The 21130-nt window shown below is 60.0% G+C and carries 23 protein-coding genes and 1 tRNA gene; 17 read left to right on the top strand and 7 right to left on the bottom strand.

The window, feature by feature from the left end:
- Positions 1–29: 29 nt before the first annotated feature.
- The 8 genes from ehuB to doeB all read left to right on the top strand — a co-directional run bounded on the left by ehuB (position 30) and on the right by doeB (position 7263).
- Complete coding sequence (ehuB, locus tag DY251_RS05625) at positions 30–857, top strand: ectoine/hydroxyectoine ABC transporter substrate-binding protein EhuB (protein ID WP_245415880.1); 828 nt, start codon at positions 30–32, stop codon at positions 855–857.
- An 83-nt stretch (positions 858–940) separates the two neighbouring features.
- Positions 941–1600, top strand: coding sequence for an ectoine/hydroxyectoine ABC transporter permease subunit EhuC (gene ehuC / locus DY251_RS05630; protein ID WP_116622888.1), 660 nt, complete (start codon positions 941–943; stop codon positions 1598–1600).
- Positions 1600–2259, top strand: coding sequence for an ectoine/hydroxyectoine ABC transporter permease subunit EhuD (ehuD, locus tag DY251_RS05635; protein ID WP_116622889.1), 660 nt, complete (start codon positions 1600–1602; stop codon positions 2257–2259). Before ehuC ends, ehuD begins: the two co-directional genes overlap by 1 nt.
- Entirely contained in the window at positions 2256–3047 is a 792-nt protein-coding gene (gene eutA / locus DY251_RS05640) for an ectoine utilization protein EutA (protein ID WP_116622890.1), read from the top strand. The genes ehuD and eutA overlap by 4 nt, the downstream gene beginning before the upstream one ends.
- Positions 3044–4054: a hydroxyectoine utilization dehydratase EutB gene (gene eutB / locus DY251_RS05645; RefSeq protein WP_116622891.1), complete on the top strand. Its 1011-nt coding sequence runs from the start codon at positions 3044–3046 to the stop codon at positions 4052–4054. The genes eutA and eutB overlap by 4 nt, the downstream gene beginning before the upstream one ends.
- Positions 4054–5046: an ectoine utilization protein EutC gene (eutC, locus tag DY251_RS05650; protein ID WP_116622892.1), complete on the top strand. Its 993-nt coding sequence runs from the start codon at positions 4054–4056 to the stop codon at positions 5044–5046. The genes eutB and eutC overlap by 1 nt, the downstream gene beginning before the upstream one ends.
- A 36-nt stretch (positions 5047–5082) precedes the next feature.
- Positions 5083–6264, top strand: a complete 1182-nt coding sequence (gene doeA, locus DY251_RS05655; protein ID WP_116622893.1) for an ectoine hydrolase DoeA — start codon at positions 5083–5085, stop codon at positions 6262–6264.
- A 6-nt stretch (positions 6265–6270) separates the two neighbouring features.
- The gene (gene doeB, locus DY251_RS05660; protein WP_116622894.1) at positions 6271–7263 is read left to right on the top strand and encodes a N(2)-acetyl-L-2,4-diaminobutanoate deacetylase DoeB; all 993 of its coding nucleotides are present in this window, start codon (positions 6271–6273) and stop codon (positions 7261–7263) included.
- A 60-nt stretch (positions 7264–7323) separates the two neighbouring features.
- On the opposite strand, the gene DY251_RS05665 is transcribed toward doeB, so the two are convergent.
- Both DY251_RS05665 and DY251_RS05675 read right to left on the bottom strand, forming a co-directional pair.
- On the bottom strand, positions 7324–8391 hold the full coding sequence (locus tag DY251_RS05665) for a tellurite resistance/C4-dicarboxylate transporter family protein (RefSeq protein ID WP_116622895.1): 1068 nt from the start codon (positions 8389–8391) through the stop codon (positions 7324–7326).
- A gap of 333 nt (positions 8392–8724) precedes the next feature.
- Positions 8725–8799, bottom strand: a tRNA-Gly gene (locus tag DY251_RS05675).
- Positions 8800–8965: 166 nt separating this feature from the next.
- Between DY251_RS05675 and DY251_RS05680 the strand changes: the two genes are divergently transcribed.
- Positions 8966–9457 carry a prolyl-tRNA synthetase associated domain-containing protein gene (locus DY251_RS05680; RefSeq protein ID WP_116622897.1) on the top strand — a complete coding sequence of 164 codons (492 nt, stop codon included), beginning with the start codon at positions 8966–8968 and terminating at the stop codon, positions 9455–9457.
- 46 nt (positions 9458–9503) lie between these two features.
- Positions 9504–10496, top strand: a complete 993-nt coding sequence (gene trxA / locus DY251_RS05685; RefSeq protein WP_116622898.1) for a thioredoxin — start codon at positions 9504–9506, stop codon at positions 10494–10496.
- Here trxA and DY251_RS05690 read toward each other — a convergent pair.
- Together DY251_RS05690 and rplS are read right to left on the bottom strand one after the other, a co-directional pair.
- Positions 10493–10909, bottom strand: a complete 417-nt coding sequence (locus tag DY251_RS05690) for an organic hydroperoxide resistance protein (protein WP_116622899.1) — start codon at positions 10907–10909, stop codon at positions 10493–10495. The two genes, trxA and DY251_RS05690, sit on opposite strands and share 4 nt — an antisense overlap.
- A 125-nt stretch (positions 10910–11034) precedes the next feature.
- Positions 11035–11559, bottom strand: coding sequence for a 50S ribosomal protein L19 (rplS, locus tag DY251_RS05695; RefSeq protein WP_116622900.1), 525 nt, complete (start codon positions 11557–11559; stop codon positions 11035–11037).
- Between the two features lie 278 nt (positions 11560–11837).
- Between rplS and DY251_RS05700 the strand changes: the two genes are divergently transcribed.
- Positions 11838–12590 carry a sulfite exporter TauE/SafE family protein gene (locus DY251_RS05700; protein WP_116622901.1) on the top strand — a complete coding sequence of 251 codons (753 nt, stop codon included), beginning with the start codon at positions 11838–11840 and terminating at the stop codon, positions 12588–12590.
- Here DY251_RS05700 and trmD read toward each other — a convergent pair.
- Entirely contained in the window at positions 12572–13267 is a 696-nt protein-coding gene (trmD, locus tag DY251_RS05705; RefSeq protein ID WP_116622902.1) for a tRNA (guanosine(37)-N1)-methyltransferase TrmD, read from the bottom strand. The two genes, DY251_RS05700 and trmD, sit on opposite strands and share 19 nt — an antisense overlap.
- Positions 13264–13863, bottom strand: coding sequence for a ribosome maturation factor RimM (gene rimM, locus DY251_RS05710; protein WP_116623129.1), 600 nt, complete (start codon positions 13861–13863; stop codon positions 13264–13266). The genes trmD and rimM overlap by 4 nt, the downstream gene beginning before the upstream one ends.
- 335 nt (positions 13864–14198) lie before the next feature.
- Between rimM and DY251_RS05715 the strand changes: the two genes are divergently transcribed.
- Genes DY251_RS05715 through DY251_RS05735 form a run of 5 tightly spaced genes read left to right on the top strand, consistent with a single transcriptional unit; the run spans position 14199 to position 19191 of the window.
- Complete coding sequence (locus tag DY251_RS05715) at positions 14199–15803, top strand: ABC transporter substrate-binding protein (protein WP_116622903.1); 1605 nt, start codon at positions 14199–14201, stop codon at positions 15801–15803.
- A 25-nt stretch (positions 15804–15828) separates the two neighbouring features.
- Positions 15829–16812 (top strand): ABC transporter permease, encoded by a 984-nt coding sequence (locus DY251_RS05720; RefSeq protein WP_116622904.1) that lies wholly within the window; start codon positions 15829–15831, stop codon positions 16810–16812.
- Positions 16809–17639: an ABC transporter permease gene (locus DY251_RS05725; RefSeq protein WP_116622905.1), complete on the top strand. Its 831-nt coding sequence runs from the start codon at positions 16809–16811 to the stop codon at positions 17637–17639. Before DY251_RS05720 ends, DY251_RS05725 begins: the two co-directional genes overlap by 4 nt.
- A complete protein-coding gene (locus DY251_RS05730) occupies positions 17636–18418 on the top strand; it encodes an ABC transporter ATP-binding protein (RefSeq protein ID WP_116622906.1) in 783 nt (260 codons plus the stop codon). The genes DY251_RS05725 and DY251_RS05730 overlap by 4 nt, the downstream gene beginning before the upstream one ends.
- Positions 18415–19191, top strand: a complete 777-nt coding sequence (locus tag DY251_RS05735) for an ABC transporter ATP-binding protein (RefSeq protein WP_116622907.1) — start codon at positions 18415–18417, stop codon at positions 19189–19191. Before DY251_RS05730 ends, DY251_RS05735 begins: the two co-directional genes overlap by 4 nt.
- Here the strand turns inward: DY251_RS05735 and DY251_RS05740 are convergent.
- The gene (locus DY251_RS05740) at positions 19188–20090 is read right to left on the bottom strand and encodes a DMT family transporter (protein ID WP_116622908.1); all 903 of its coding nucleotides are present in this window, start codon (positions 20088–20090) and stop codon (positions 19188–19190) included. The genes DY251_RS05735 and DY251_RS05740 overlap by 4 nt on opposite strands.
- Before the next feature lie 81 nt (positions 20091–20171).
- Between DY251_RS05740 and DY251_RS05745 the strand changes: the two genes are divergently transcribed.
- The gene (locus tag DY251_RS05745; protein WP_116622909.1) at positions 20172–21101 is read left to right on the top strand and encodes a LysR family transcriptional regulator; all 930 of its coding nucleotides are present in this window, start codon (positions 20172–20174) and stop codon (positions 21099–21101) included.
- The last annotated feature ends 29 nt before the right edge of the window (positions 21102–21130 follow it).

The raw sequence follows: 21130 nt of genomic DNA on the forward strand, positions 1-21130 counted from the left end.
CAATGAAGAAATTTGCAATTCTGGGTGGGATGGGCGCCGCCGCCGTCGCCGCCATCATTGCCGTCACAATGCCGTCCACCGCGCAAGATGACGCCAAGCTGGAACAGTTGCGCGCTCAGGGCTTTGCGCGCGTCGCAATCGCGAATGAGCCGCCCTACACGGCCGTCGCAGCAGACGGCAAGGTATCAGGCGCAGCTCCGGACGTCGCTCGTGTGATCTTCCAGCATCTTGGCGTGCCGGACATCGTCGCCTCGATCTCCGAATATGGCGCAATGATCCCCGGCCTGCAGGCAGGGCGTTTTGACGTTGTCACCGCGGGCCTGTTCATGAAGCCGGAGCGCTGCGCAGCGGTCGCCTACTCCGAGCCGGTCCTGTGCGACGCGGAAGCCCTCCTTGTAAAGAAGGGCAATCCGAAAGGCTTCAAATCCTATGGCGACATTGCCAAGGACACGTCTGCAACCGTAGGCGCGCCGGGCGGCGGTACGGAGGAAAAGCTCGCGCTCGAAGCGGGCGTTCCGCGTGACCGCGTCGTCGTGGTTCCAGACGGGCAAAGCGGCCTGAAAATGGTTCAGGACGGCCGCATAGACGCCTATTCGCTGCCGGTTCTTTCCATCAACGACCTTATCAAGAAGGCGAACGACCCGAATCTCGAGGTGATCGCGCCAGTCGAAGGCGCGCCGGTCTATTGCGACGGCGCGGCATTCAAGAAAGGCGACGAGGCCCTGCGCGATGCCTTCAACGTCGAGTTGGCGAAGCTGAAGAAATCCGGTGAATTCGCCAAGATCATCGAGCCTTACGGCTTCTCCGCTGCCGCGGCCATGTCCACGACGATGGAAAAGCTCTGCGCAGCTAAATAACCTTAATCGGCGGCAGAACGAGGAAGCGCATGCCGCCTCGTTCTGCCCGCTCGCATTTTCCGCAACACGGAACCAAGCCATTCATGATCGACTGGTCCGGTTATCTCAGTCTCATCCTGCAAGGCGCCGTCGTCACGGTGCAACTCACTGTGATGGGCTCCATCCTCGCGCTGATCGTCGCGTTCATCGCTGGCCTCGGTCGCATTTCGCGCTTTGCGATCCTGCGCTGGCTGGCAACCGCCTATATCGAGTTTTTTCGCGGCACGTCGATTTTCGTGCAGCTTTTCTTCGCCTATTTCGTGCTGCCCTTCATGGGAATTTCGCTGACGCCGCTTCAGGCTGGCGTTCTGGCCCTTGGTCTGAATGTCGGCGCATACGCCGCTGAAGTGGTGCGCGGTGCGATCCTGTCGGTCGGCCGGGAGCAATATGAAGCCTGTACCGCGCTCAACCTGTCGCGGTGGCAATGCATGCGAAAGGTGATCCTGCCGCAGGCGCTTCTGGTCATGCTGCCTACCTTCGGCAACAACGCCATCGAGTTGCTCAAGGCGACCTCCGTCGTCTCGCTGATCTCGCTCGCCGACATGACCTTTCAGGCTAATATTGTGCGTTCGCAGACGGGCAGCACGCTCATTCCCTTTGCGACGATCCTGTTCCTCTATTTCGTCTTCGCTTTGTTGATTTCCTTCGGTGTGCGGGCACTCGAAAGGCACATGGCGCGCGGCCTCGATGGAGTGCGCACCTGATGGAATGGGATTGGAACTTCGTCTGGCAAATTTTTCCGACCCTGCTTCAGGGCGTAAAAATCACCATCATCGCGACATTGCTTGGCTCGGTCCTGGCTGTTTTCGTTGGGCTCGCCATCGCGCTGCTGCGCCGTTCACCAAACAGGCTGGTTTCGACGACAACCGGCTTCATCGCTGAATTCATTCGTGGCACCCCGCTGCTGGTCCAGCTCTATTTCATCTTCTACGTATTGCCGGACATCGGCATCCTCCTGCCGCCCCTGGTGGCAGGTGTTATCGGCCTCGGCCTGCACTATGGAACCTACACCGCGGAAGTCTATCGCGCTGGAATCGACAACGTGCCGCGCGGCCAGTGGGAGGCTGCAAAAGCCTGCAACCTGACCGCCCGCCAGACATGGACGCGCATCATACTGCCGCAAGCCATTCCGCCCATGATGCCGGCGCTGGCCAATTACTTCATCGCCATGTTCAAGGAAACGCCGCTGCTTTCCGCAATCACAGTGCTGGAACTGATGAATCAGGCAAAAAGCGTCGCGAACACTTACTATCGCTACATCGAGCCAATCACGCTCGTCGGCGTATTTTTCCTGACCATCAGCCTGATCTCCGTTGTCGTGCTCCGCTGGCTCGAACAACGCTACGGAAGGATCGAACGATGACCGCACATGCAAGTCCGCCAGTGGAAATCGAGCTTCGCGCCGAGCGTCCAGCCCTTGATGATCGTCCTTTGGCAAAACGCGTGGGTCTGGTGATCCTTGCGACCGACCACACCACCGAGCCAGATTTCCAGCGCATGGTCGCCAGCGACCGCATCGGCGTCTATGTCGCCCGTATCGCTTACGCCAATCCCACAACGCCGGAGAATTTGCGGCGTATGTTGCCATCGCTCACAGAGGCCGCATCGCTCATCCTGCCAAACGAAACGCTCGACGCGATTTGCTATTCCTGCACCTCCGCTTCCGCAGTCATCGGCGAGAGCGAAGTCGAACGCGCCCTGCACAAGTCAAAGCCCGGTGTGCCGGTTATTACGCCAACTCACGCAGTGACAACCGGACTAAAGGTATTGGGCGCGCAACGCATCAGCGTACTTACCCCCTACACGATAGAGACGAGCCGACCGATGGCGAACTACCTGACGGGCGAAGGTTTCCATATCGACCGATTCACCTGCCTCGGGTTCGACGACGACCGTGAGATGGCTCGCATCAAGCCCGATGCGCTGGTTGACCTTGCGCGCGAGGCGACGCACCCGGATTCCGATGCCTTGTTCATTTCCTGCACAGCCGTGCGCGCCGCCGTGGCGGTGCCGCAGATCGAGGCCGCCATCGGACGTCCGGTGGTCAGCAGCAATCTGGCAACGGCATGGATGTGCCTGCGCCTTTGCGGCGAAACGGCCTTCACGCCGAAACTTGGGCGACTGATGGAACAGGCGCTGCCATCGCCATGACCCCCACACTTGCCGACATAAAGGATGCGGCACGCCGCATCGCCGGGCGCATTTCGCGAACGGATATGGCTCTCTCTCCCAGCCTGACCGAGCGCATGGGATTGCCGGTCCATCTCAAGCTGGAAAGCCGCCAGACGACCGGCAGCTTCAAGCTGCGCGGCGCATCGAACGCCATTGCGCAACTCAGTGCAACGGCCCGCGGCAAAGGCGTCGTTACAGCTTCAACCGGCAACCACGGCAGGGCGCTGGCTTATGCTGCGAAGCTGGAAGGCATTCGCGCGGTGATCTGCATGTCATCTCTGGTGCCCGCCAACAAGCTCGCTGAAATCGAGCGGTTGGGAGCCGAAATCCGTATTGTCGGTGACAGTCAGGACGACGCGCAGGAAGAAGCCGAAAGGCTCGCAAGAGAGAGCGGGCTTTCGATGGTGCCGCCATTCGACGACCCGCACGTCATTGCCGGGCAAGGAACGCTCGGCCTCGAAATGATCGAGGCCGTGCCGGATGCAACGACGGTATTGGTGCAACTGTCGGGCGGCGGTCTGGCTGCCGGCATTGCCACCGCGGTCAAGGCGCTCAATCCAGACACGCGCGTCATCGGCATTTCCATGGCGCGCGGCGCGGCGATGAAAGCAAGCATCGACGCGGGCCACCCGGTGAACGTCACGGAGCTGCCCACGCTGGCGGATTCGCTCGGCGGTGGGATCGGTCTGGACAATCGCCTGACCTTCTCCATTTGCCGGAACCTCCTCGACGATATCGTGCTGCTGTCGGAAAGCGAAATAGCCGCCGGTATTCGCCATCTCTACGCAGTCGAACGCGAAATAGCCGAAGGCGCCGGCGCGGTCGGCGTGGCGGCGTTGCTTGCCGGGAAAATCAACGCGCAAGGCCCGATAGTCACACTCGTTTCCGGACGAAACATCGACATGACGCTGCACCGCAAGATCGTGGACGGCGACGCAACTGAATTCGAACGGCTCGACACCCAACGGAATGGAAGGGCAGCCTGATGCCGCGCATGACCATTCTCACCGAGGCCGATCTGCGCAAGATCGTCCGGCTCGATCTGGACGCGGTCGCCGCTGTGGAAAACGCATTCCGCGCGCTGGCGACCGAAGCTGTCGCCATGCCGCCGATCCTGCGTCTAGACATTCCCGAACATCGCGGCGAGGTCGACGTCAAGACCGCCTATGTCCCAGGCATCGACGGTTTCGCGATCAAGATCAGCCCCGGCTTCTTCGACAATCCGAAGCTCGGCCTGCCTTCCCTCAACGGCATGATGGTGCTGCTGTCGTCGAAAACCGGCCTCGTCGAAGCGCTACTCCTCGACAATGGCTACTTGACCGATATCCGCACAGCTGCCGCCGGAGCCGTTGCGGCCAAGCACCTGTCGCGGTCGGATTCATCCGTTGCCGCAATTATCGGCGCAGGCGTTCAGGCGCGGCTTCAACTGGAAGCGCTCAAGCTCGTGCGGCCCATCGAAACCGCCCGCATCTGGGCACGCGACGCAGGCAAGGCTCTACAAGCCGCTTCCGACCTCAGCGAAAAACTTGGGATCAAGGTCGAGGCCGCATCCGACGTCGCGCGCGCTGTCGCCGGTGCCGACATCATTGTCACCACCACCCCGGCAACCGAGCCGATCATCAAGGCCGAGCACCTTGCACCCGGCCAGCACCTGACTGCGATGGGATCCGATTCCGAACACAAGAACGAGATCGCGCCTGCGGCCATCACCCACGCTGACCTCTATGTCGCGGACAGCGCGAAGCAGACGCGCCGGCTGGGCGAACTACATCACGCCATTGCGGCCGGGCTCATCAATGCGGATGCAGACACAGCAGAACTCGGCGCGGTCGTCGCCGGAAAGATCGCGGGCCGGCTGAGTGCCCGCGACCTGACGATAGCGGATCTGACGGGAACCGGCGTGCAGGACACAGCAATTGCAACGCTCGCCCGCGACCGCGCCCGAACCGTTGGCGCAGGCACACCTTTCGAAAGTTGAATTGAGGGGCGCACCCGCCCATGACGAGGAAATGAAATGGTCGAACCCAATCTGAAATTCACCCGTGCGGAATTTGCCGACCGTCTCGCAAAGACGCGCCGCGCCATGCAAGCCAGGGGCGTAGACCTGCTCATCTGCTCCGATCCGTCAAACATGAACTGGCTTACCGGCTATGACGGTTGGTCGTTCTATGTTCATCAGGCAGTTCTGGTTCCGCCGGATGGCGAACCTGTCTGGTATGGCCGTGGCCAGGACGCCAATGGCGCGAAGCGCACCGCCTACCTCAACCATGACAACATCATCGGCTATGCTGATCACTACGTTCAGTCCACCGAGCGCCACCCGATGGACTACCTTTCTCAAGTGATCGCCGAGCGCGGCTGGGACAAGCTCACCATTGGCGTCGAGATGGACAATTACTGGTTTTCCGCTGCCGCTTTCGCGTCCCTCCAGCGCCACTTGCCTAACGCCAGATTCGTGGACGCCACCGCGCTGGTAAACTGGCAGCGCGCCGTGAAAAGCCCCACCGAAATCGACTACATGCGCAAGGCCGCCCGAATCGTGGAAGCCATGCACCAGCGCATTTTCGACAAGATCGAGGTCGGCATGAGAAAATGCGATCTCGTAGCGGAAATATATGATGCAGGAACGCGCGGCGTTGACGGCGCGGGCGGCGATTATCCCGCAATCGTCCCGCTGCTGCCTTCGGGGGCGGACGCTTCGGCCCCCCACCTGACATGGGACGACAAACCCATGAAGCGCGGCGAAGGCACCTTCTTCGAGATTGCGGGCTGCTACAATCGCTACCACGTGCCGCTGTCGCGCACCGTCTTTCTGGGTAAGCCGACGCAGGCCTTTCTCGATGCGGAAAAGGCGACACTCGAAGGCATGGAGGCGGGCCTCGCGGCCGCTAAGCCCGGCAACACCTGCGAGGATATCGCCAACGGTTTCTTCGCGGTCCTGAAGAAATACGGCATCGTAAAGGACAATCGCACCGGCTATCCGATCGGCGTTTCCTATCCGCCCGATTGGGGCGAGCGCACCATGAGCCTGCGCCCCGGCGACCGTTCCGAACTCAAGCCCGGCATGACCTTCCATTTCATGACGGGACTATGGCTGGAAACGATGGGTTTGGAGATAACCGAGTCGATCCTGATCACGGATACGGGTGTCGAATGCCTCGCGAACGTTCCGCGAAAGCTCTTCGTGAAGGACTAATCGATCATGAAGGCCAATCCAATTTCGCCAACCATTCCACTCGACGCAGAAGGTGTCCATCACGGCCACCTTCGCCTGCCCTATAGCCGCGACGATTCGGCCTGGGGCTCCGTGATGATCCCCATATGCGTCGTGAGAAACGGCTCAGGTCCAACTGCACTGCTTACCGGCGGCAACCACGGCGATGAATATGAAGGACCGCTGGCGTTGTTCGATCTCGCACGCAACCTGGCCGCAAAGGATGTATCGGGCACGGTCATCATCGTGCCCGCGATGAACTATCCGGCATTCCGTGCCGGAACGCGAACTTCCCCCATCGACAAGGGCAACATGAACCGCGCCTTCCCCGGCGCTCCCGATGGCTCGGTAACGCAGAAGATCGCCGACTTCTTCCAACGCGAATTGCTGCCTCGTGCCGACATCGTGCTCGATTTCCATTCCGGCGGAAAAACACTTGATTTCCTGCCATTCTGCGCGGGCCACATACTGCCCGACAAGAAGAAGGAGGCGGAGACCTTCGCTGCTGTCGAGGCATTCGGCGCACCATATTCCATGCGCATGACGGAGATTGACGCCGTTGGCATGTACGATACCGCCGCCGAAGATATGGGAAAGATTTTCGTCACCACAGAACTTGGCGGCGGCGGCACTGCGCGTGCTGAAACCGTTCGCATCGCCCGCCTGGGTGTCGCCAATGTGCTCAAACACGCAGGAATCCTGCGCGGAGCGGTCGAAACTTCACCGACGCAGTGGCTCGACATGCCGGAAGGCTGTTTCTCCTTTGCCGAGAATGACGGCATGGTGGAGCCGATGGTTGATCTGGGTGAGCCAGTTGCAGCAGGCAGCACGGTAGCACGCATCTGGCCCGTCGGACGGACGGGAACCGACCCCGTCGAAGTCAAAGCGCGGATTTCAGGAATGCTGATCGCACGACACTTCCCCGGCCTGACCCAGAGCGGCGACTGCGTTGCAGTTGTCGCCACGCAGGTTGTCCCTTAGGCGTGCCCTGAGTGAGCGATGACGTTGAGAACATCGCCTGCTGCGCGGTGTCATCCGCTTTCACGTATTCACGCCTTTAAGGTTGCGGACTATTGCGCGCACCATGCCGAAGAAGGTGATGATCCAGGCAGTTAGAGCGATATAGAGAAAGATGCGCGGCAACGCGGTAAGAAAGCCGAATTGCATGGCGCGATCCATCTGCAAGGTACAAGCAGCATACATGCCGAGCGGGAATACAGCGCCCCAGTAGAGCGGATCGTAGCTAAACGGAAATCGCCGATAGCCGTGGCGCCAAATGCCGAGCAGTAGCAGCATTGGAATCCACCATGTTCCGGTTGCCCAGTAGAAGAGGGTGAACCCCTTCAGGAATGGAAGCAGCGACGACAGATAGGGCGCATGTGGCGCATTCAGGATCAGCAATGAGCCGGCAAGGGTGGAAATCGCCATAGCTCCCATATTGATCCAGTAAGGCGGCGCCAGATCGCCGGGAGAGAAGCGGAAAAAGGCATAGCGGTAGAAGATCAGCGACATCATCCAGATGTAGAGCATGCCTCCCCACAGCCACATCGACAACGCCACAAGATTGAGTTCAAGCCGGTAGGGCTGGTCGATGCGTGCCGCCAGCAATGCGCTGGATACCGACACCGACTGGGTTGCAACTACCGCCAGCAGCCAGCTACCGGTGATGCCCTTGTCGAGGGTGGGTTTTTCCTGGCGAACGGTGAAGGCAGTGAAGATCGTGTAGGTCAGGCATATCCACAAAACGACAGCCAGCAGCCACAAGCCACGACCGATCATGAGGTTCTCTTTTAACACCATGAACTGACTGGCAAGGATGCCCGTGCCGGCTACGGTGGTGAAGTAACCAGGCCCAGTCAGGTGGGCTACCATGTCGCCGAAGAAACGGCGCGGATAACGCCACGCTCGTAAGGCAAAAAGTATGCACAGCACGACATACTGCCCGATATTGAGATAGAACAGTGCCATCGCAAGCGTCTGGTGTTCCATCATGAAGGCCGCCAGCGAGACGATGCCGGTGGCCATTACCAGCCCGAAATAGGCGGGTGACAGTTCGGCAAGGCCTGTGGTCGGCGCCTGCGGCTTGAGTGCCACGCTACCAATCGTCATGATCTTCTCGCCCGTGGTGGCTGGGGCACTCGCATTTGCGGTGCCGCTCCGGTCATCTTTTTCTTTGCCGCAAGCGAGATGCTCTCATCCCCGCCGAGAACACGCTGCAAAGAAATAAGCCCCATTTCCATAAACACCATGCATCGCCACCAGGAACCATATCACGAGCAGGTCAGCGCGGAAAACCCGAGCGCCGAATATGTCTGTCAGCAAGACATTTGGCTCGGACGGCCAAACTTCCAACGGCGTGGCGATATGGCGGCGACACGCCGCAAAAAGCAAAACGGCCACCCGAAGGCAGCCGCTTTAAATGCTTGTTCCTGTGAAGGAATTTGGAGCGGGTGAAGCGATTCGAACGCTCGACCCTAACCTTGGCAAGGTTATGCTCTACCCCTGAGCTACACCCGCTCGTGCGACGTTGCCGCCGCAAGCCGCGCCTATATGGCCGAAGAGCCGTAACATTGCAACAGGGAATCTCACGATAATTCGACCTATTTTCATGGCGCTGGTTTCATTGATTTTCCTTGTTTCCTGCGGCCTGTTTGCTTAGACCGCGAGGCATAAGGGACTTCAAATGCCGGCAACACCTGAACAACTTTTCGCCTTCCTGGCCGATCACGGCATCCAGGTGACCACTTTCGAGCACCCGGCTCTCCACACGGTTGCCGAATCACAGGAACTGCGCGGCCAGATTGCGGGCGCGCATACCAAGAACCTGTTCCTCAAGGACAAGAAGGACAATTTCTTCCTTCTCACTGTGGAGGAAACGGCGAGCGTCGATCTCAAAACGATCCATCACGTCATCGGCGCGGCCGGCAAGGTGTCGTTCGGCAAACCCGAAGCGCTTATGGAGTTGCTCGGCGTGGTTCCGGGTTCCGTCTCCATCATGGGCCTCATCAACGATACCGGCCATCGCGTGACGCCGTTCATCGCTGCCGATCTGCTGCAAAGCGAGGTCGTGAATGTGCATCCGCTGGTCAACACGGCAACCACTTCCATCAAGTCGGACGACCTCTTACAGTTCGTGAAAGCGACCGGACATGAGGCGCAGGTCTTGAAACTCTAGGCGGGATCTCCACATCCCGGCCAACCAAACAGAAAGGCTGAGTTCCATGAGCGGTCAGGACAGATCCTACGGAGCAGGCAGCGGCTACACGATGAACGCGCCTCAATACACCACCAACGTCCAGAGCACGCCTGCCCAAAGCGCGCCCACACCGAGCGTCGGCACGCCGGGCGATCTCATCAAGGACACCACGACTGCCGGCTTCACCGCCGACGTCATTCAGGAATCGCGCAATCAGCCGGTGCTGGTGGATTTCTGGGCTCCGTGGTGCGGACCATGCAAGCAACTCACGCCCGTTCTGGAAAAGGCTGTATTGGCCGCTCGCGGCGCAGTGAAGCTGGTCAAGATGAACATTGACGATCACCCGTCCGTGGCCGGGCAGCTTGGCATTCAGTCCATTCCTGCCGTTATCGCCTTCAAAAACGGCCAGCCCGTCGATGGCTTCATGGGCGCAGTGCCGGAAAGCCAGATTGACGCATTTATCAAAAAACTCGGCGGCGACAGCGCCAAGGCTGAGCTAGAGGAAGCGCTCGCCGCTGCTACCGAGGCGCGGGCTGCAGGCGATACAGAAACCGCATCACAGATCTATCAGATGATTCTCCAGCAGGATCCCGAATCGGTCGATGCTCTGGCCGGCCTCGGCGAAATTCTGTTCGATGCGAAAGACGTCGAAGGTCTCAAGAAATTGCTGGAATCCGTGCCACCCGCAAAGTCCGACGCGGCACCCATCGCGGCCCTTCGCGCCCGCCTTGCACTTTCCGAGGAAGCTGAATCTCTGGGTGACGCGAGCGCGCTTGAACAGCGCCTTGCCGAAAACCCGAAAGACCATCAGGCGCGCTTTGATCTTGCGTTGATCCAGAATGCGCATGGCGAACGCGAAGCCGCCGCCGACAACCTGCTTGCGATCTTCAAGGCAGACCGCACCTGGAATGACGACGGCGCGCGCGCGCAATTGCTCAAGCTTTTCGAAGCATGGGGACCGACCGACGATGCGACGCTTTCAGCGCGCCGCAAGCTGTCGTCGATCCTGTTTTCTTAAGAGGCCTTCACGCTCAGCGCGACATCGATATTGCCGCGCACCGCGTTGGAGTATGGGCAAACCTGATGCGCCGCCGCGACGAGTTGTTCGGCGGTCGCCTGGTCAACACCCTTGGTCAGCACTTCCAGCGCGACGCCCAGCTTGAAGCCTTCACCCTGCGGCAATAACGAAACGCTGGAATTGATCGACGCATCCTGCAAGGTCGCTTTTGCTCGCCGCGCTACAAGCTGCAGCGCACCCTCAAAGCACGCCGCATAGCCAATTGCGAAGAGCTGCTCCGGGTTCGTCGCGCCACCTGCACCACCCATTGCTTTCGGCACAGCCAGATTCACTTCCAGAAGGCCGTCATCGGTCTTGCCGTGACCATTGCGGCCACCGGTTACATGCGCATGCGCAGTATAAAGAGCAGACATATCGCTTATCCTTCATTTAAATCGCGCACAAACTAATCGCACACGATTTAATGTTCGTCAAGCCGTTTTCGCGCATAAAAAAAGCGGCCCGAAGGCCGCTTCTTTCAAAACCATAAAAAACCGAATTATTCGGCAGCAGCGGCTGCTGCTTCAGCTGCCTTCTTTTCAGCCGCATCCTGAGCGGCCTTCTCAACGGCCAGCGCCTCAGCGGCTGCAACCTTCTCGGCCTCAATGCGAGCCTGCTCCTGCTGCACTGCGGCGCGCTCGGCGTCGTTCAGCTTGCGGGCGCGAACGCCGGTGTTTTCAGTGATACGTGCAGACTTGCCGCGACGATCGCGCAGATAGTACAGCTTGGCGCGACGCACCTTACCGCGACGAACGATCTCAACGCCTTCAACCAGCGGCGAGTAAACCGGGAAAACGCGCTCCACGCCTTCGCCATAGGAAATCTTGCGAACGGTGAAGCTCTCATTGATGCCAGCACCCGAACGAGCGATGCAAACGCCTTCATAGGCCTGCACGCGGGTACGCGTACCTTCAGTAACGCGCACCTGAACGCGAACGGTGTCGCCGGGCTGGAATTCTGGAAGCTTGCGCTTGGCTTCGATACGGGCAGCCTGTTCGGCCTCAAGCTGACGGATGATGTCCATCTTACAAATCCACTTCTTGTTCTTCCGACAGTCAGAGCGCCCAACGCTTGCCAACCAGTGCAATCACCGTTCGGCTATGCCTTTCCACGAATGGTCCAGCAGGAGCGAATTCACCGTCATCATTGACGGGACCGGACTTTTTGTCCGATTTCGGGCCGGGCGATACACGAGATTTATGACTTTGTCACGTCTTTAGCGGCAATTTTGTCGAATCATCTACCCTTGCAGCTTGTGCAATAGGGCTTTACACGCTCGGAACGTGTGCGGGGGAGATTTCATTGAGCATTTTCGACGCTGTTTTGTTGTTTGTCGCGGGTTATGCGGCTGGCATGGTCAACGCGGTCGCAGGTGGCGGCACCTTTCTCACATTCGGCGCCCTTTCTGTAACGGGTGTGCCGCCCATCGTGGCGAACGCTACATCTTCGATCACGCAGTTTCCCGGCTACGTCACTTCAACGCTCGCCTATTGGACCGATATAAAGACATTCTGGCGTGAGGCGTTGCTTCTGTGCTTCGTCTCCGCGCTCGGCGCGTTTGCGGGCGCCATGATCCTGCTCGCGCTGGATAACCCTTCGTTCCGGTCGATGGTGCCTTGGCTGCTGGTTGCGGCTACCGCGCTTTTTGCCGCTGGCCCTTGGCTCAAGCCAAAGCCAAAGCCGGGCGCACAGCCATCCGCTGGCATATTCGTTGGCGCGGTCGTCCAGTTCATCACCTCCGTCTATGGCGGGTTCTTTGGTGCAGGCATGGGCGTCATGATGCTCGCAACGCTCGGCCTGACCCAGAGCGGCGACTACCACCGCCTGAACGCGCTCAAGAACATGCTCGCAATTGTCATCGCCGCCATCGCCATCATCGTGTTCGTTGTCGGCGGTGTGGTGGCGTGGCCGGAGGCCATCGTCATGATCCCGGCGGTCGCGCTCGGCGGCTATTCCGGTGTCTGGGCAGCGAAACGAATGCCGCAAAGCATCATGCGCGCTTTCGTCATCGTCGTGGGCATCCTGCTTGCGGTTTATTATTTCGTAACCGGCTGAAGCAGGTCCGGGCGCCGCTCCGCCGTCAACCGCTCGGACTCCGCGTGTCGCCAGGCGGCAATGCGCGCGTGATTGCCCGAGGTCAGTATTTCAGGGATCGTTCGCCCTTCGAATTCCGCTGGTCGTGTGTAGTGCGGATGCTCCAGCAGGCCATTCTCAAAGCTTTCCTGCACGCCGGATTCTTCATTTCCCATCACCCCCGGCAGCAGGCGCACCACCGCATCCAGCAGCACCAGTGCGGCAGGTTCACCGCCGGAGAGAATGTAATCGCCGATGGAAACCTCTTCCAATTGCCGCGCCTCAATCAAACGTTGATCTACACCTTCAAACCGCCCGCAGAGAATCACGGCCCCCGGCCCATCGGCCAGTTCGCGCACTCGCGCCTGGGTCAGCGGCTTGCCGCGCGGGCTCATCAGCAGCTTCGGCCTCGCATCTCCGGCAGGCGCGGCATGATCAATCGCGCGGGCGAGCACATCGGCTCGCATCACCATTCCCGCCCCACCCCCGGCCGGCGTATCATCCACGGTCCTATGTCGATCCGTCGCGAAATCGCGAATTTGCACGGCATCCAGCGACCAGCTACCCGCCTGCATCGCACGGCCAGCCAGGGAAACACCAAGCGCACCCGGAAACATTTCCGGATAGAGTGTCAGCACGGTTGCGCGAAATCCGCTCACCTGTTGCCTCCGGCTTCTTTGGGACCACGGTTTCGGCTACGCACTTTCAGGCTATGCGGCTCACCTTCATCGTCGGAATCGTCAGCGTCTATCAGTCCCGCAGCAACTGTATCGATCCGGATATAGCCCTCGCCGACAAAAATCTCCGGCACTGCCGCATGCGAAAAGGGGATCAGCACGCCCTTACGACCATGAACGCGCAACTCCAGCACATCGCCGCCGCCAAAATTCTGCACCGCCGTAACCTTGCCGATAGTCGCGCCGCTTTCGTCACGCACCGCCAGGCCCACGAGATCTTCGTGATAAAATTCTTCTTCGTCAGTCAGTGGCAGGCGTGACCTGTCCACGAAAAGCTCAGTGCCATTCAGCCGCTCGGCCTCAGTGCGATCTGCAACCCCCTTGAACCGAACAACCACAACATCTTGCTGTGGACGGATCGATTCGATCGCGAAAGCACGCCCCGCCTTGTCGAATAATGGGCCATAGTCACCCAGCGCCGCAGGGTCGCCGGTAAAACTCTTGACGCGCAGTTCACCCTTTATGCCGTGCGCGGCGCCAATAACGGCAAGGAGTACAGGGCTTTCTGGCTTGTTCATCGGTCGCATCTTCTTGTTTGTGTGTCCGTTTGCCACCGAACGGGCATGGAGAGCAAGTTTTGCATATGAATTCCGCTTCCCCCGCGAAAGCCGGAAAATCTTTTCACGTGTCATAAGCAAAGCAATTCGGATTGGTCCATCTATCTGCCGCATTTCATGTTATTCAGGCAGTTGGCGCGGCAAATGTTTTGCGCCACGATGAGGCTGTAGGAATGAACGTTTGGCACAGACTGTGCCTTATTCTTTTCTGTTGCTGAAGTGAGTGCTATTTGATCCGCAGGCTGCGGACGTTCCGCCCATATGAGCCCCCCAGATGCGAAGGGGAAAGAAGAGCGATGAGAGTGATTTCGACAACCAGACGAGAATTGTTGCAGGGCGCGGCTATGGTCGCCGCTGCCGGCTTTGCCCCTAAGCTCGCATTTGCACAGGATGCGGCACGCCGGTTGATTGTCGCAGCCGATTCAGAACCGCGCAATCTCAACCCGGCTATGATTGCATCCAACGGCGTGTTCTTCGTTTCCAGCAAAATTGTCGAGCCGTTGGCAGAAGCCTCCTATGATGGGCCAAACGGCCTCGCGCCCCGGCTCGCCGTGGGCTGGTCAGGCTCCGAAGATGGCTTGAGTGCCACCTTCAAACTGCGAAGCGGTGTCACCTGGCACGATGGAAAGCCTTTCACGTCCGCTGACGTCGCATTCTCCGCAATGCAAATCTGGAAGCCACTCCAGAACCTTGGGCGTATCGTATTCAAGGATCTTGAAAGCGTCGAAACGCCCGACGAAACAACCGCAATTTTCCGTTTCTCAAAGCCGACGCCATTCCAGCTTGTCCGCAACGCGCTGCCTGCGCTCACCAGCGTAGTGCCGAAGCACATTTATGAGACTGGCGACATCGCTGAAAACCCGGCCAACACCGCACCCATCGGCACCGGTCCGTTCCGTTTCGGCGAACACAAGCCCGGCGAATATTACAAGCTCGTGCGCAACGAGAACTACTGGCAGAAGGATTTGCCGAAGCTCGACGAAATTCTCTATCGCGTGCTGCCAGACCGCGCGGCGGCGGCCAACGCCATTGAGGCCGATGAAATCCAGCTCGCCGCCTTCTCAGCAGTGCCGTTAGCTGATCTGGATCGCGTGTCCAAGATCGAGGGCATCGCTGTCGTAACCACCGGCTATGAGGCGCTGACCTATCAGCTTATCGTTGAGATCAACCATCGCCGCAAGGAACTGGCCGACCTGAAGGTGCGCCGCGCCATCGCTCACGCAATCGACCGTGACTACGTCGTGCGCACAATATTCCTCGGCCATGCAACTGCATCCACTGGGCCGGTCCCGCGCAACGACACGCAGTTCTATACATCCGATGTGCCGTCCTATCCTTACGACGTCGCCAAGGCCAATGCCTTGCTTGACGAGGCTGGTTATCGCCGCGACACCAACGGCCGCCGCTTCAGCTTGAGGCTTTTGCCCGCGCCCTATTTCAACGAGACGAAGCAGTTCGGTGATTATCTGCGCCAGGCGCTGGCGGAAATCGGCATTGATGCGCAGCTTGTCAGCAATGACGCCGCAGGGCATCAAAAGGCCGTCTACACCGACCATGATTTCGACCTTGCCATCGCGCCTCCTGTCTTCCGTGGCGACCCGGCTATTTCCACCACCATCCTCGTGCGCAGCGGGACACCTGATGGCGTGCCGTTCTCCAATCAGGGTGGCTACGTAAATTCAGAACTGGACAATCTGATTGACCGCGCCGCCGTCACGCTGGATGAGCAAGCCCGCATCGCGCTCTATCAGGAGTTCCAGCGCAGGGTAGTTGACGATCTGCCGCTGATAAATGTGGTGGAGTGGAACTTCATCACCGTCAGCCGCTGGTCGGTCAAAAACGTGTCGAACAATCCCCGTTGGGCAGTGTCCAATTGGGCCGACACGGCGATCGATTCCTGATGCTTCTGGCCTGATACGCCTGGCGATGCAGCGAGCCCTTCGTCTGGTCGCACGCAGACTGCTGGGCGCAATTCCCGTACTGGCAATCGTAGTCGCCGGCACGTTCCTGCTGTTGGAACTCGCCCCCGGCGACGCGGTTGATGCCTACATCGCCTCGACCGGAGGCGACGCCACGATGATCACCGCGCTTCGCGAATCGTGGGGGCTGAACCAATCCGCGGCGGCCCGCTTCGGCCTCTTTGTTTCACGTTTGGCACACGGCGACCTCGGCTGGTCGATCAGCTTTTCACGGCCTGTGCTGGACGTCATCATGGAACGCTTGCCGCGCACCCTGCTACTCATGGGCTCCGCCACCGCGCTTTCCTTCGCGCTCGGCACTCTCCTCGGCATTATTGCAGGCGCGCGACCGGGAAGCATACGCGACCGCATCCTGTCCGCGGGTTCGCTTGCGCTCTATGCCATGCCCAGCTTCTGGCTTGGTCTTGTCCTCAGCGTCGTCTTCGCGGTGAACCTTCGCTGGTTTCCCCTCTCCGGCTTCGAAACAATCGCATCAAGCAAGACCGGCATCAGCCGCGCGCTGGATATCGCCAGCCATCTTGCCTTGCCAGTCACTGCCCTCGGTCTGGTCTATATGGCGCTCTACATGCGCGTCATGCGCGCCAGCATGGCAGAGATCTGGCGTGAGGATTTCGTGCGAGCGCTCATCGCGCGTGGCTTCGGTCATTTCCGCATCGTTCGCCATGTCGCCCGCAACGCGCTGCTGCCGCTCGTCACTATGCTTGGAGTACAGGCCGCTGTCATGCTCGGCGGCTCGGTGGTCATCGAAAGCGTTTTCGCTGTTCCCGGCCTGGGTCGGCTGACACAGGAAGCCGTCGCCCAGCGCGACACGCCGCTTCTGCTCGGCATCATTCTGGTCAGCGCCGTATTCGTCATCGCCGTGAACCTCATTGTCGATCTGCTCTACGCGTGGCTGGACCCTCGCATCGGCGCCAGCGGAGAAACGCTATGACCAGTCTGCGGCGGTTTCTCTCAACAGGCGAAGCCCGCGCCGGTCTCGCAATGCTGCTGCCACTCATCGTGCTTGCCCTGCTTGCTCCGGTGCTTTTTCCGGGTGATCCCATGGCGATCGTCGGGCAACCCCTGCTGCCCCCTTTTCAGGAAAGCGCTCTGCCGCTCGGCACAGATCGCCTTGGCCGCGACGTCCTTGCTCAACTCGTTCACGGCGCGCAAACATCGCTGCTCGTGGGCCTCGCCGCCGCATTGTCGGCACTTTGCATCGGCGCGGTAATCGGCACAATCGCTGGCTTTGGTGGTCGCGTCGCTGACGAAGTTCTCATGCGCATCACCGAAGCCTTCCAGACTGTTCCGGCGTTCCTTCTCGCGCTGGCCTTTGTCAGCGTCATCGGCCCCACGCTTGCGTCTGTTGTCTTTGCCATCGCGCTCGGCGCGTGGCCTGCTCCTGCCCGCGTTGCACGCGCAGAGGTGCTTTCTATCCGCGAAAAGGATTATGTCGCCGCCGCCCGCGTCGTCGGCAAGCGTCCGCTCGAAATTGCGTTTCGCGAAATCCTGCCAAACGCGCTGCCGCCGGTGCTCGCGCTGTCCTCTGTCATCGTTGCAAGCGCCATCCTCATCGAAGCAGCACTTTCATTTCTCGGTCTGGGGGACCCCAACCGCATCACATGGGGCGGCATGATTGCAGAAGGCCGTACCGTGCTGCGCAGCGCTTCCTATCTCTCGATCATTCCGGGCATTGCCTTGGTCGTCGCGGTGCTGGCCGTCTATCTGCTTGGCGAGGGAGCCGCCAAAGCCCGGCTCAGCAAGCGGAGCTACGCATGACTCCGCTGCTCGAAATCACCAAGCTGACCGTCAGCTATGACGGCACAACCCCCGCGCTGCACGAAGCCAATCTCACCGTCGCCGCTGGTGAACGCGTCGGCCTGATCGGCGAAAGCGGATCCGGCAAAAGCACGCTCGCATTGGCCATCGCTGGTCTGCTTCCGCGTACCGCTCGCGTCTCCGGTTCCATCCGCTGGCAGCAGACCGACACTGTGCCGCGCAAGGGCACCGATATCGGTTACGTATTTCAAGACCCCGCCGGTAGTCTTGATCCCGTTATGCGCATCGGCGCGCAGCTTGCGGAAATCCTCCGCGTTCTTCGCGGCAAACAATCTCAACTCGACGTCCCGGAACTGCTCGCGCGCGTTGGTTTCCCCGATCCTGAAATCATTGCCGCCCGCTATCCGCACCAACTCTCCGGCGGACAAAAGCAGCGCGTTGCAATCGCCTGCGCACTTGCAGGTCAGCCCCGTCTTCTCATCGCGGACGAAGCCACGAGCGCGCTCGACACCATCGTTCAGGCTGGCATCGTGCGACTGCTTAGCCGACTCACAGCAGATACCGGATCAAGCCTGCTCTTCATCACGCATGACCTCGCGCTCGCCAGCACACTCGCCGACCGCCTCGTCGTCATGCGCAATGGCCGCATACTCGAAGCTGGCACGCCGCGCGAAATCATCGAACACCCGCGCCATCCTTATGTCGCCAGCCTCGTCGCTTCGCATCTCGCGCTTGAAGGCCCCACCCTTCTCGAAACACAGCGCGAGCCTGCGCAATGACCGCGCCGCTTCTTTCGGTTCACGACCTCGCCAAATCCTTCGGCGGCACTCGTGCCGTGGATAAAGTCTCGTTCGATCTTGCAGCAGGCGAAACACTTGCACTTGCCGGGCTATCCGGCAGCGGTAAATCGACCGTCGCGCGCATGGTCATGCGCCTCATCGAGCCGGACGCCGGTCGCATCGACTTCATGGGCGAAGACCTCACGCGCCATAGCGGTAGCGCATTGCGCGCCCGCCGCCGCCACATCCAGATGGTCTTTCAGGACACCAATTCCTCTTTTAACCCGCGCGCCACCGTCGCGTCTGCCCTGCTCGATCCGCTCAACACGTTCGACATCCTGCCCAAACCGCAGCGCGCGCATGAAGTCCGCCATCTGCTCGAACGCGTCGGCCTCTCTCCCGGCTTATTCGACCGCTCCATTCACGAACTCTCCGGCGGCCAGCGCCAACGCGTCGCCATCGCCCGTGCCCTTGCCAGCCGTCCCGCGCTGATCGTGTTGGATGAAGCGCTCTCTGCCGTAGACGCCTCCATCCGCATCGACCTTCTGGAATTGCTGCTCGATCTCCAGCGCGAGCAAGGCATCAGCTATCTGTTCATCGCGCATGATCTCGGCATGATCCGCGCCATCGCGCACCGCACCGCCATTCTGGACGCGGGACGTATCGCGGAGATTGGCCCCACGCAGAGCATCATTGCCGCCCCTCAAACGCAGATCGGCCAGCAACTTGTTGCGGCCGCTCCGCGTCTGTTCCACGTAGCTGACCAGCCCTAAGCTCTGGCCCGGCTCAGATTGGCAATCGCAACGCCCCCCATCGCCAGCACACCACCGATAATTCCCAGCGTCGTCGGCACTTCACCAAGCCACACAAAGCCAAGCGCGGTCGAAACTGGCGGAATGCAATAAAGATAGTTGCTTGCCCGGCTTGCCGGTAGGCGAGACAGCGCAACCGCCCAGCTCGCATAGGCAACGAGGCTTGGAATGAACCCAAGATACAGCGCCGCGCCAAGAGCCTGCGAGCTTGCAGCCTGCGCCTCAAAAATCGCATTCGGCAGAAATGGTGACAGCACAGCCGCGCCCAGTATCATGTTCCACGCGGCAATCGTCAGCGGCTGATGGTTCTTGAACAGTGGCTTCTGCACAATCGTCGAAGTCGCCGCACACAGCGCACCTCCAAGAATAAGCAAAGCGCCGCGATCAATACTCATGCCGCCGCCCTCACCCAGCGCGATCAGCCCAATCCCGCCGAACGAAACAAACGTCCCTACCCATGCCAACACCGGAAACCGCTCGCCCAGCAGCACCATAGCCATCGCCGCCGTGATAATCGGGGCGACATTGATGATGAAGCTTGCCGCGCCGGCGGATACGGTCATCTCGCCCATATTCAGCAATATCGTGTAGCCGCCCACGAAGAACACACCGCCATAAAGAAATCGCCACATCTCCCCGCGCGCTGGCAAAGCGGGCCGCGTGACCAGCAGATAAATCGCAGCCGGCACGGCCGCTATTGCAAAACGCATCGCGCCCAACTCTCCTGGCCCAAACCCATGCAGACCCGCCCGTATCGCTGGAAACGCCGACGCCCAGGCCAAAATCGTGATGCCAACTGCGGCGACCGTAACCGTTCCGCCCATCGCGGCATTCCTTTCAATGCAAACTGAGGTGCTCATTCTTTCGCTCCTTCTGTTGCTCATGAAATGTACCTTGCGAGACGCATTGACAAACGAATGAATCGAGCATGAGCTGTGAGCATGGATCACAGCTCCAAGAATTTGCCTCCGCTTGAGTCCCTGCGGGCCTTCGAGGCTGCAGCACGGCTCGGCTCTTTCTCGTCCGCCGCCGAACAGCTTCATTTGACGCACGGCGCGGTCAGCAGACAGGTATCGAAGCTGGAGCAATGGCTCGGCTTCAAAGTCTTTGAGCGCAAAGCGCGCGGCGTTCAACTCACTCTTGAAGGTAACCGCCTCTTTATTCGCACTTCGGAGGCTTTTGCGCTCATCGCAGACAACACCGATCGGTGGAGCGAGCCGCGCGGCTCGACAATCGTCCGCCTGGCCACCATTCCGTCCGTCGCGGGGCTTTGGCTCATTCCAAGGCTACACGCTCTGGAAGCAGGTCCTCCCCGGCTTCGCATTATCCTCAACGTCGACATTCATCAGAACGACCTCACCGAGGAGGCGATAGACCTCTCCGTGCGCTGCGGACGAGGCGGCATAGCCGGGCGTGTATCCGTCAAACTGTTTGAGGAAAAATGCTTTCCCATCGCCTCACCTGAGCTCGCCCGCGAGATTGGCGCGGATGGCAACGCAAAGCGGACGCTGGACTATCCTTTGATCCACGATTCCGATGCGTCTGCGTGGCGCGCATGGCTCGGCGCGCACGGGTTGGACTACGTGCCGCGCGCACAGGACCGCCGTTTTGAAGACTACAACCTCGTGTTGGACGCAGCCGCCAATGGCCTGGGCATCGCCCTCGCGCGCCCCCCTCTCGCACTCGCTCAGATCGAATCGGGTCGGCTCGCCTGTGTTGACAGCCGCTCGGTCGCCAATCCGGTATCCTACTGGATGGATCGGCCCATCGGGCCCGTTCGGCCTGCCGCAGAGACGTTGGCGCAGCGCATCGCCCAAGCTGCAGAGCTGGACCGATCAAAACTGCAGGCTTTCCTTCGCGATCCCATCTGAACGCCTTGCGTCCCGAAAATTAGGTGATA

The sequence above is a fragment of the Mesorhizobium denitrificans genome, assembly GCF_003403035.1.
In the GTDB taxonomy this organism is placed as follows: Bacteria; Pseudomonadota; Alphaproteobacteria; order Rhizobiales; family Rhizobiaceae; genus Mesorhizobium_G; species Mesorhizobium_G denitrificans.